Annotated in this window: 11 protein-coding genes; all 11 read right to left on the reverse strand. The window is 69.5% G+C overall.

Annotated features, from left to right (window positions below; translation table 11 throughout):
- Positions 1–6: 6 nt before the first annotated feature.
- Entirely contained in the window at positions 7–816 is an 810-nt protein-coding gene (locus TSH20_RS05285; RefSeq protein ID WP_109073756.1) for a class I SAM-dependent methyltransferase, read from the reverse strand.
- Entirely contained in the window at positions 809–1,627 is an 819-nt protein-coding gene (locus TSH20_RS05290; protein WP_109073757.1) for a polysaccharide deacetylase family protein, read from the reverse strand. The genes TSH20_RS05285 and TSH20_RS05290 overlap by 8 nt, the downstream gene beginning before the upstream one ends.
- Positions 1,620–3,980: an MMPL family transporter gene (locus TSH20_RS05295; RefSeq protein ID WP_109073758.1), complete on the reverse strand. Its 2,361-nt coding sequence runs from the start codon at positions 3,978–3,980 to the stop codon at positions 1,620–1,622. Before TSH20_RS05295 ends, TSH20_RS05290 begins: the two co-directional genes overlap by 8 nt.
- On the reverse strand, positions 3,977–4,537 hold the full coding sequence (locus tag TSH20_RS05300; protein WP_109073759.1) for an outer membrane lipoprotein carrier protein LolA: 561 nt from the start codon (positions 4,535–4,537) through the stop codon (positions 3,977–3,979). The genes TSH20_RS05295 and TSH20_RS05300 overlap by 4 nt, the downstream gene beginning before the upstream one ends.
- Before the next feature lie 28 nt (positions 4,538–4,565).
- On the reverse strand, positions 4,566–5,531 hold the full coding sequence (locus TSH20_RS05305) for an acyl-CoA synthetase (RefSeq protein ID WP_109073760.1): 966 nt from the start codon (positions 5,529–5,531) through the stop codon (positions 4,566–4,568).
- Positions 5,528–5,836 (reverse strand): hypothetical protein, encoded by a 309-nt coding sequence (locus tag TSH20_RS35250; protein ID WP_199231938.1) that lies wholly within the window; start codon positions 5,834–5,836, stop codon positions 5,528–5,530. The genes TSH20_RS05305 and TSH20_RS35250 overlap by 4 nt, the downstream gene beginning before the upstream one ends.
- Positions 5,837–5,847: 11 nt before the next feature.
- Positions 5,848–7,221, reverse strand: a complete 1,374-nt coding sequence (locus tag TSH20_RS05310; protein ID WP_199231937.1) for an AMP-binding protein — start codon at positions 7,219–7,221, stop codon at positions 5,848–5,850.
- Positions 7,218–7,862: a hypothetical protein gene (locus TSH20_RS05315; protein ID WP_146205373.1), complete on the reverse strand. Its 645-nt coding sequence runs from the start codon at positions 7,860–7,862 to the stop codon at positions 7,218–7,220. The genes TSH20_RS05310 and TSH20_RS05315 overlap by 4 nt, the downstream gene beginning before the upstream one ends.
- On the reverse strand, positions 7,862–8,140 hold the full coding sequence (locus TSH20_RS05320; RefSeq protein ID WP_109073762.1) for a phosphopantetheine-binding protein: 279 nt from the start codon (positions 8,138–8,140) through the stop codon (positions 7,862–7,864). Before TSH20_RS05320 ends, TSH20_RS05315 begins: the two co-directional genes overlap by 1 nt.
- Positions 8,141–8,654: 514 nt before the next feature.
- Complete coding sequence (locus TSH20_RS05325) at positions 8,655–9,629, reverse strand: carbohydrate kinase (protein WP_109073763.1); 975 nt, start codon at positions 9,627–9,629, stop codon at positions 8,655–8,657.
- Between the two features lie 14 nt (positions 9,630–9,643).
- On the reverse strand, positions 9,644–11,119 hold the full coding sequence (locus TSH20_RS05330) for a mannitol dehydrogenase family protein (RefSeq protein ID WP_109073764.1): 1,476 nt from the start codon (positions 11,117–11,119) through the stop codon (positions 9,644–9,646).
- Positions 11,120–11,260 lie beyond the last annotated feature (141 nt).

Here is an 11,260-nt window from a genome sequence, read left to right on the forward strand (position 1 = left end):
AAATTCTTATGATCGTTGGGCGGGTAGAGCGGCGGATTGCGGTTTCATTTCCAGTGAAATGCTAGCATTGGAAAATTCATGCCCGGAAGGACAAATTTGGACTGAATCGTTGCTTCGGCGGCCTATGAACAAGGTGTTGGCGAATGGTGTGCCCTGGCTCATCGGCAGAGCCTCCGTGGCGAAGCCCAGGTCGGCAAGCAGGGCGGACCACTCCGCCGCCGGGCGGTAGGTCAGGGGTTGGCGCCAGCGGCCACGGGCGGCGCAGGCGATCTGCTCCGCCCAGCGGGTGATTTGGAAGGGCAGGCCGCCGTCGGCATCCGCCTCCCGCAGCAGCAGCAGTCCGCCGGGCGGCAGCGCGTCGGCACAGCGGGCGAGCATTGCCGCCTGTTCGCTCCGGCTGAGGTAGAGCAGCACGTCGAGGATGACGATGGCGTCGCATGGCGGCAGGTCGGCGTTGCGGACATCGCCCTGGACGACCGCGTCGGCGCCCAACGCCGATTGGGCGATCCGCACCCGCCTGGGCGACAGTTCGACACCCCGCGTGGCGAGGGCGGCAGGAGGAGCGGGCCAGTCGGCCGGCCAGTCACCGGCTGCGTACCGCTCCGTCGCCGCGCGCAGCAATGCCGGCAGAACCCCTTGGCCGCAGCCGAGGTCGAGCAGCCGGCCATGGGCGGGCAGCAGGGGCTGGCTCAGCAGGTGGCGAAAGACGGGATCGCCGGCCAGCTTGCCCTTGGCGAAATGCCAGGCGTAGCGACCGCAGCGGCGATAGGGCCGCGCGGCGGCGGCGACCAGATCGCGGAAGACGGCGTCAGTCATCGGCCACCACCTCCAGCGAAACGGCCGTCAGCCCGCGGGCGGCCAATGTGTCGAGCAGGCGCGGCAGCACCGTCAGCACCACCGGCCGGCCGCCACCATCGCCATTGCCGTCGCGGGCGGCGGAGCCGTCATGCAGCATCAACAGGTCACCGGGGGCGAGATCGCGGACGAGGCGCCGTTCCACCCCCGCCGGGTCGCGCCGCACCGCGTCGAAGCCGCGCCGCGTCCAGGTCGCCAGACGCAGGCCGAAGCCGGCGAGCACGGGGTCGAGCAGGGGATTGCGCAGGCCGGCCGGCGGCTTGAAGAAGCGCGGCGGCCGGCCGGCAAGGTCGGTCAGGATACGTTGCGCCTCCCCAACCTCGCGGCGGATGGCGCCGATGCCCATGGCGGCGAAGCGGTGGGAATGGTGCCAGCTGTGGTTTTCCACCGTGTGGCCGCGGCGGACGATGGCGTCGATCAGGGCGGGGTGGCGGGCGGCACGGTCGGCGATGCAGAAGAAGCTTGCCTTGGCATTCGCGCGGTCGAGTTGGTCGAGGACGGCGGGGGTCACCTCCGGATCGGGGCCGTCGTCGAAGCAGAGGCCGACTTCGCCCCGCTGCGCATTGGCCGCCGGCAGGCGTCGCAGGTTGGGTCCGAGCAGGCTGCTGCGCGGCCAGAGCCCGATGGCGCCAAGCAGGGCATGGTTGCCGGCCACCGCCCCCAGCGCCCAGGGCCATGCCGCGGGCAAAGCCGCCACACCGGCCAGGGCGGCGACGTGCAGGGCGGCCGAAGCGTGCAGCAGCGGCGATGGGGTCCAACGAAGCTCAGCCATGGCTTGGGGCCTCCGCTCCGGCGGGCTGCTGCCGGCTCAGCACCGCGGCGAAGGCGAGGCTGAGGAAGGCGCCGACGGCCACCGTCATGCCGATGCCATGCAGCACGGGGATGGCGGAGAAAGCCAGCGTGCCGAAGCCGATGACGGTGCAGAGGTTGGCGATGGCGACGGAGGCGACGGTGCGCTCGCGCAAGGCGACGGACGGCTCCGGCCGCTCGAACAGCAGGGAATAGTTGGAGCCGACACCGACCACCAGCAGCAGGCCCACCAGATGGAAGATCGTCAACGTCTGACCCAGCGCGGTCAGCAGCGCCATGGTGATGACCACCGCCGCGGCCAGCGGCATCACCGCCGCGACCAGCGAGCGGACGGACCGCAGGGCCGCGGCCAGCAGCACCGTGATGGCAATGGCTCCGAGGACGGCCAGCGTCAGCGCCTCCTGCCTATAGGTGCGGTAGAGGCTGTCGGATTCGTCCTTCAGGTTCATCAGGACGGCGCCCTTCGCCGCCGGGTCACCGGCCAGCCGGATGCTGAGCGCCTGCGGGTCGGTGACGCCGCGCAGGGGCAGCATGGCGGTCCAGCCGGTGCCGGTGCGGACCAACAGGGAGTCGAATTTCAGCTTGAGGCTGGTGCCGTCCAGGCTGGCCTGGGTCAACAGCGGTTGGGTCCGCGCCTTTTCGGCGTCAGCCAGGAAGGGCGCAAAGGTATCGGGGCGGAAGGGCAGACCTTGCAGGGCTTGGGTCAGGGTGGCGCGCAGTTGGTCGGGCAGCGGCAGGGCGGCTTGGCGGGCGCGTTGGGTCGCCTGACTCGGAAGGACGAGGGCGGGGGAGTCGTAGCCGGCGGTAAGATGGTCGCGGGCCAGTGCCTCCAGCGGGGCGGACAGGCGTTCGGCGGCGGCCAGCGCCTCGTCCACCGTCGGCGCGCTGGTGACCAGCAGATGGCCGGCGTCGGGGGCGCCGAGGTCGCGGCGCAGCGTTTCGTCAAGCCGTTGGTCGGCTTCAGAGATCGGGCTGAGGCTGGACAGTTCCGCCGACCAGACGGTCGGGCCCTGATAGGCCAGCCATGCCAGAGACAGCAGCGTCACGGCGGCCAGCGGCAGGCGCAAGGCCGGGGCGGCACGGGTCAGGGCGGTCAGCAGCGGAGCCAGCCTTGCCGGGCGTTCGGTGGAGTAGTCCTGTGGCAGCAGGACCGGCAGCACCCAGCGGGTAACCGCCAATGCCACCACCAGCCCGGTGATCGAGAAGAGGCCGAGCTGCGCCAAGCCGCTGAAACTGGAGAACAGCATCGTGCCGAAGCCGACGACGGAGGTCGCAACCCCCAGCAGCAATGTCGGCCAGATGCGGAGAAGGGTGCGGCGCGCCGGACTGCCCGGCTGGGTCTGGGTGAACAGGTAGATGGCGTAATCGACGCTCTCGCCCAGCAGGGTGACGCCGAAGCCCAGCGTGATGCCATGCACCGTGCCGAAGCCCAGTCCGACCGCCGCGACCCCGGCCAGCGCACCGGTCGCCGCCGGAAGCAGCGACAGGGCCAATGCGCGAATAGATCGGTAGACCAGCAGAAGGACGCCGGCCACCAGCAGCGTGGCGATGATGGAGGATCGGGTGGCGTCCGCCTCGATCCGGTCTCGGGTCTGGACGGAGAAGACAGCCGGTCCGGTCATCACCAGCCGGGCGGGGCCGGTCGCCGCCCCTGCCTTGTCGAAGGCGCCGCGGATCAGGTCGAGCGTCTTCTGCTGGGCATCCATGTCGAAGCCGGGGGCGGTGGTCTGCACCAGCAGCAGCGCCCGCGCCCCGTCGGACGACACCCACACGCCGTCACGGCTGGCGGGGCCGGCAGAATCACCCAGCATCCGGTCGGTCAGGCGAAGGATCTCGGCGGTGGGGTCAGCCGGGAGAGCCTGCTTCAGCGCCATGCCGGCGGGCGATTGCAGAAGGCGCAGGTCGTTCTGCAGGGCATCGTGCAGACCGTCGACGGTGAAGCGGTCGGCGGTGACGCCGGGACTGAGCAGATAGCGGTTGGTCCAGAGATAGGCGCCGTCGGCACCGCGTCCGGTCCGCTCGCCATTCTCCACGGCGGCGATCAGCGGGTTGCCGCGCAGACGGGCGGCGAGGTCGCGGCTGACCCCGGTCAGGTGATCCGGCTCGTCGCCTTCGATGGCGATCAGGATCAGGCGGGAGACGACGCCGTCGCGCAGCTGGTCGACCAGCAACTGCTGGGTGGCGGAGGGGGAGCGCGGCAGGAAGGCGGACAGGTCGGCGGTGACCGGCGTGCGCTCCACCAGCAGGCCGCAGGCGATCAGCCCGGCCAGCCACAGCGCGATCGCCCATCCGCCCCGTCGCACCGCTGCGGTCATGCCGGATCCGGCTGGATGGTCATGACGGAGCGGTCGCCGTCGGCCTGGAGGACCTCGATCCGGCGGATCGTCGTGTCGCCGCCGGCGATGACGATGCGCTGGACGATCTTGCGCGCCTCCTCCGCCCGGGGGGTCAGCTGCATGCGCCAGTCCTGCGGCGCGCCTTCCAGGGCCACTTCGTAAAAGCGCATGATGGAGGGAACGTCGCCGCGCAGGGTGGCGCGGATGCTCTCCACATAGGTCTGGATTTCTGGCATGGCCGAGACCGACAGCGTGCGGGACGCCCCGTCCGCCTGTGTCAGGGTCAGTCGGTCGCCCTCCAGCCGCAGGCCTTCCGGCTGGGGCTGCAGGGTGCGCTTTTCCAGGAAATCCGGACGGCGGTAGCTGAGCGTGCCTCTGCTTTCCAGCGGGGCAGTCAGCATGCCGATCTCGCGCGTTTCGGTGAAGCGGGCATTGGAGCTGGGGATTTTGGCGAAGCCGGCGAACAAATCCTCCAGGCCCCAGGATTCGGCCGCCGGGGCCGGCAGGGCGATGCCCGACAGCAGGAGGGCGGCCAAGCCCGCCAGGATTGGGCGGCGGGCCGGTCTATTTCCAGAAATCATAGAAATTGAACCAGTTGTAGGGGGAGGACAGGGCGTGATGCTCCAGCCGGTCGGCGAAGCGCCCGGCCGCCCAGCGGACAAGGCCCGGCCGGTCCTGCACCGGCACATCGGAGAAATCGGCGATGCGTTCGAAATGGACGTCGTAGCGTCGGCCGCCCTGATAGATCCCGACCATCAGCACCACCGGCCGCTTCAGCATCGCCGCCAGCTGGAAGGGACCGAGCGCGAAGCCGGCCGGCTGGCCGAGGAAGGGCAGGCGGACCTCCTCCTCCCCGTCCAGGGTGCGGTCGGCGAGCATGCCGACGAAATGGCCCTGGTCCAGCCTTTCGCGCACGCGCAGCATCGAATCCGGCCGGCCCAGCCCGATCACCTCCATCGACAGCAGCGGGTTGATCGCGTTGAGGACCGAGTTGATCTTGCGGGCATTCTCCTCGTACATCACCAGACTGACGCGCAGGTCGCGCTGGCGGTGGCCCAGCATGCGGATCGCCTCGAAGCTGCCCATATGGGCGCCGAGCAGCAGGCAGCCCTCCCCCCGCTGCATCAGGTCGATGACGATGTCCTCGCCATGGACGCGGATGTCGAAATCGTCGGACTGGTCGTTCAGGAAGAAGACGCGGTCGAGCAGGCAGGCGGCGAAGACGTGGTAGTGCCGGAACAGGTCGCCGAAGCCGGGGGTGCGGCCCAGCGCCTTTGACAGGAACAGCGCCGACGCCCGACGCGGCTTGCGCGAGAACAGCACGAAATAGAGGCAGATCGGATAGAGCAGCAGCCGCGCCGCCCGCCGGCCGAGCCGCAGGGCGACCCAGACGATGAACTTGATGGCCGCGGTCGTGCTGCGCTCCGGCCGGTTCATCCACTCCTTGCGGCGACGGCGGCGCGGCGGTGGCGCGGCGATGGGAGAGGCCGTGGCGTCCGCTGCCGGCTTGGCGCGCAGGGGGATCTTCATGAGGTCACGCTGCCGGTCAACATGATGGCGGTCATCACGGGACGGCCCGCCACGCTGCCGGAGAAGGCGATGGCGCCGGTCGGGCTGGCCTGCCATTCGACCAGCATGCGGTCGCCGGGGCGGACCGGGTGCAGGAACTTGGCGGCGCGCAGGCGGCAAGGGCCGGGAGCGAGGTCTTCCGCCGTGGCGATGGCGGCCAGGGCGGTGTCGAGCAGGACGGCCCCGGGAATGATCGGGTTGCCGGGGAAATGCCCGGCGGCGGTGGGATGGTCGGCGGGGAAGTGGATGTCGGTCTGGTTGGGCACGGCGGCGGCACCTAGTCGGGTCGGCTGTCGTCGAGCATCCGCAGCAGGGCCTCGCGCGGCAGTTTGCCGGTTGGGTTGCGCGGCAGGGCATCGACAAAACGCAGGGGGCGCGGCAGGAAGATCGGGTCGATCCGCTCGCGCAGGCGGGCCAGCAGGGTCTCGGCGGTCAGGCCGGGGGCGACCACCAGGGCGGCGAGGCGGGTGGTCCCGCTTTCCCCCTCCCGTGGCATGAAGAAAACGCCGTCCATCACGCCCTCGACCGAATTCAGATGATGGTTGAGGAAGGCGAGCGAGCTGCGCTTGCCGGCGATGTTGACCTGATCGGCGGAGCGGCCGTGCAGGATGAAGCGGGTGTCGCTCTTCAGCTCAATCACGTCGGCCAGCAGGGTCTCGCCGTCGAGGAAATCACCGGAGGCCCAGGTGCCTTGTTCGTCCTGGCGCAGGCGGATGCCGTCGATGCACAACCACTCCGCCGTGGCGCTGGTGCGGCGGACGGCGAGCTGACCGGTCTCCGAACAGCCGTAGATCTCGTGCAGCGGGGCGCCGAGCTTCGCCTCGGCGTCGATGGCGAGCTGCGGGGCCAGGGGGGCGGTGGCACAAAGGATGAAGTCCAGCGGGGGCAGATCGGTGCCGTCGGCGAGCAGCGCCTGCAGGTGAACCGGGGTGGTCACCAGGATGCGGCGGCCGGGGAGATCGGCGAGGCTGGCGGCAATGTCGGCGGGGAAGAGCGGTCGGCCGCCATGCAGGACCAGACCATGCTGGAGCGCCAGCAGGATGACCGACTCCAGGCCGTACATATGCTGGTGCGGGACGGTGCCGACCAGACAACAGGTGGAGGGGCCGGCGGAGCCGAGATGTGCGATCTCCAGCGCGGTGCCGGCGCCATGGACGCTGCGGACCAGGGTGCCCCAGCTTTTCACCTGCGGCATCGGCCGGCCAGTGGAGCCGGAGGTGAAGGCGATGGCCGCCACCTGATCGGCCGGGAAGGCAAGGTCGGTGTCGATGGGCGGAGCGGACAGGCTGTCGAGACCGTCGGGAGGCAGGGCCTGGATGCAGGTCATGCCGGGGTAGGTTGCGCCTGCATCGGTCAGGCAGATCAGGCCGGGATAGCTCTCTTCCAGTTGGCGCAGCGTGGCCGGGGTGTCGTTGGGGGGATGCAGGCTGATCTGCCGGCGCAGCAGGGCCGCACCGAGAGCGACGGCGAATCCCAGGCGGTCGCCGCACAGGTTCAGCAGATAGGCGCCGTCCGGCAGGCGGCGGGCCAGATCGCGCACTGCGGCGAGGTAGGTCCGCACCGTCACCGGCCGGCCGTCATGCAGGGCGAACAGGTCGTCGGGACCGCCGTGGCGCAGCAGCGGCAGGCGCGTGGTGGACAGCATCGTCATGGGTTTGGCCGCTCCGAAAAGACGCGGACGACGTCGGCGATGGAGCCATGGGAGTAGTTCCAGAACTTGCGCAGGCGGTAGGCGTATTCGGTCAGGAACATCGCGGCGACCAGAGGCAGGTCGAGGACGTTGATGAAGAAGGACCAGACCGTCGGCGGGGCGAAGGCGAACAGCAGGGCCGACATCGCCAGCTGGCCGGCGAAGAACAGGCACCAGGCGATGGTGACGCGACGGGTATAGACCAGCATCTCGTCGGTCAGGCTGCCGCGGATTCTCCGGGCGATCCAGGTGATCAGCGGCTCCCGCCCGACCAGCAGGGTGCGGCCGAACAGGACGAGCAGGCCGACATAGATGGCGGCATGGCTGATCGCCGAGGCGGCCAGCAACCCGTCGCGGGCGGAGCGCCAGGACAGGCCGAACAGGGCGATGGCGCCGGCCAGCGCGATCCAGCGGAAGCGCGGCGCGGCGCGGCCGACCACCAGCCCGGTGACCCCGGCCTGCACCAGCGCCAGCACCAGCGCGGTGTCGGCGTCGAGATCGGCGACGATGGCGCCATGGACCAGCAGGGGATAGAGCGCGAAGAGCGACAGGCCGGCGCCCACCGCGGCCCCTCCCCTGGTCCAGGCGGCGGCGGACGGCATCAGGCGGCTTTGAGCTGTTGGATGTGGCTGTTCAAGGTGCGCAGGGAGGAGAAGATCTTCGTGTTGTTCTCGTCGTCCGCCCGCAGCTTCACCCCGTAGGTCTTGGAGACGGCGAGCGCCACCTCCAGGATGTCGATGGAATCGAGCCCCAGCCCTTCGCCATAGAGGGGGGCGTCCGGGTCGATGTCCTCCGGGTCGGCTTCCAGGGTGAGGGTGTTCACGATCAGCGTCGCCAATTCAAGTTCGGTCGGCGACAGGGTCTGCAAGTCACTCATCATGCCTCACTAAAGCAACGCCTGCCGCTTCTGGGATATTCTACCCCTTTGGATATAACCATTGGGTATAGAACGCCATATTAAAGTGGCAGGATTCGCAATTTCAGATGTCACGATAGCTAGGCACCCGGAGCCGCGCCATCATTATTTTGGAGTGATCATTTTGTTTTGTTAAAGATTGAGTTTCTTTCTAGAGGTGATGGTTGGGGGTGGCAGGCGCCCCGGGAGTGGAACGTTTGGAACGCTGTGGAACAGGTTTCGGGGTGCTGTTCAGTGTTTCATTCTCCCTCTCCCCCCGGGGAGAGGGTCGGGGTGAGGGGGGTGCATGGAGTGGATTTGGTGGGGAACGGGGAGCGCGTGATGCTTGCAGATCCTCGCCGCGCGTCCCCCTCACCCTAACCCTCTCCCCGGGGGGGAGAGGGGATCCCGGCGGGAGAGGGGATAGCGTGGGCTTGATCCGGAAACCCTAATCCCAGGCCGGGCGCTACACCACGGAAAGCTTCAAAAACGCTTGGCCTCAGCGACCCAGCAACCGGTCGATCGCGGCGCGGTCGGGCAGGGAGGGGATGGCGCCGGGGGCGGTGGTGGTCAACGCGCCGGCGGCGTTGGCGAAGCGGCAGATGTCGCGCAGGCGGTCGGGGGTGAAGGCGGTGTCCACATCTTCGAGGATGCCGGCCAGGAGTGCGGCGACGAAGGCGTCGCCGGCGCCGGTGGTGTCGACGGCGGTGACGGCCATCCCCGGCACATGGCCCGAGGCGTCGGCGGTCAGGAAGGTGCAGCCGTTGCGGCCATGCGTCACCACCAGAAGCCGCAAGCCCTCATGCCACAGGCTGCGGCCGGCGGTGTCGGGATCGGTGCTGCCGGTCAGGAATTCCAGTTCCTCGTCGCTCAGCTTGACGATGGCGGCGGCGGCAATGCCCTGGCGGATCAGGCGTTCCGCCGTGGCGCGGTCGGGCCAGAGGGCGAGGCGCAGGTTGGCGTCGAAGGAGACCAGCCGACCATGGCGGCGTGCCGTTTCAACTGCAAGCAGGCTGGCTTCGCGCGCGGCCGGATCGATCAGGCCGATGGAGCCGCAATGAAGCAGACGGGCCGCCGCGATGGCGTCGAGGTCGAGGTCGGTGGTGGAGAAGCCGGCCATCGGCTCGCCATAGAACAGGAACTCCCGCTCCCCCTCCTCGTCGAGGGAGACGAAGGCGACGGGGGTCTTGGTATCAGGAACGAGGCGCAGGCGGGACACGTCGACGCCAGCGTTGGTCAGTGCGCGCGCCAGGAAGCGGCCGAAGCCGTCCGCTGGCGTCCGGCCCATGAAGGCGCTGCGCACTCCCAGCCGGGCCAGACCGACCGCGACATTGGCCGGCGCCCCGCCCGGCGCCGGATCGAAGGCGCCGATCACGCCGGGCTGCGCCGGACCGGCGGGCATGAAGTCGATCAGCACCTCGCCCAAGCACAGCACGTCGGGGCAAATCACGTCGGGTGACGGCATGGCGGTCATGGCGGGGTCGTCCTTCAGTTGGAGACGCCGGCATAGCGGGCGAGCACGGCGCGGGTGCCGTCCGTCCACAGGGCGCGCAGGGCGGTGGAGAAGGCGTCGCGGAAGGGCTGCGCCCGGCCGACCTCACCATAGACGTCGTCCATGCCGAGCCACGCCGTCGGCTCGGTGCGGGCCTGACGGGCGACGGCGGTCAGGCGGTCCCAGTTGGGATCGTTCGGCTCGATCGGCTGGCCGTCGTCGGTCGTGCCGAAGCAGTAGCGGCACCACAGCGCCGATTCCAGCGCCAGCCCCTCGATGCCGGCGCCGGCCTTCAGCCGGTCGGCGATGGACGGGACGATGAATTTCGGCTGGCGGTTGGAACCGTCCAGGCAGAGCCGGCGGATGGTGTCCTTGATCTTGGGGTTGGCGAAGCGGCGCTCGATGATGCCGAAATAGCTGGCAAGGTCGGTGCCCGGCACCGGCGGCACGGTGGGGATGATCTCCTCCCGCTCGATCTTCTGCAGGAAGGCGCGGATCAGCGGGGTTTCCATCGCCTCGTGCGCGTAGGTGATGCCGAGCAGGCCTGCGGGATAGGCGATCACCGCATGGCCGCCGTTGAGGATGCGGATCTTCATCGTCTCGAAGGGCGTCACGTCGGGGACGAACTGCACGCCCACCGCTTCCAGCGCCGGACGGCCGGCGGAGAAGCGGTCCTCCAGCACCCATTGGGTGAAGTCCTCGCAGAAGACCGGCCAGTTGTCGGCGATGCCGAAATCGCGGTCGAGCGTCTCGCGCTCCTGCACGCCGGTGGCAGGCGTGATGCGGTCGACCATGCCGTTGGGGAAGGCGACTTCGGCGTCGATCCAGGCGGCGAGGCCGGCGTCGATGCCCTTGGCGATGCCCAGCACGGCGTTGCGGGTGACGACGCCGTTGTGGGGGATGTTGTCGCAGGACATGACGGTGAAGGGCACCGTGCCGGCGGCGCGGCGGCGGGCCAGACCGGCGACGATCAGGCCGAAGATTGTGGTCGGCCGGGCGGGCACGGCGATGTCGGCGCGGATGGCCGGATGGTTGGCGTCGAACTTGCCGGCGGCGTCGATGTAATAGCCGCCTTCCGTCACCGTCAGCGAGACGATGCGGATGGCGGGATCGGCCAGCTTGGCGATGATGGCGTCGGCATCGCCGACCGGCAGCATGCCGATCATGGCGCCGGTGACGCGGGCGAGGCTCTGCGCGCCGGACTGCTCGACGACGGTGGTCAGCCAGTCCTGGCCCTCCAGCGCGTCGCGCATGCGCTGGTCCGACGGCATCACCCCGGCGCCGAGGATGGCCCAGTCATGGTCGCGGCCCTGGGCGAACAGGCTGTCGAGATAGACCGCCTGATGGGCGCGGTGGAAGTTGCCGACACCGAAATGCAGGATCCCGGCGGTCAGGGCGGAACGGTCGTAGGCCGGCACCGAAGCGCGGGCGGCGATGTCGGGGAGGGTGGCGGCGGAAAGGGCGATGGTCATGGCGGGGGTCCTGCGGTGTACGGCGGAGGGGAGGCATCGCCCTCTCCCGTCCCGGGAGAGGGAGGGGACCCGCGCCGTCAGGCGTGGGGAGGGTGAGGGGGGAGGCAAGGATCAGGGATCCATGTCTGGATTGCCCCTCAC

Origin of the sequence: Azospirillum sp. TSH20 (genome assembly GCF_003115935.1) — a bacterium.
Taxonomy (GTDB): domain Bacteria; phylum Pseudomonadota; class Alphaproteobacteria; order Azospirillales; family Azospirillaceae; genus Azospirillum.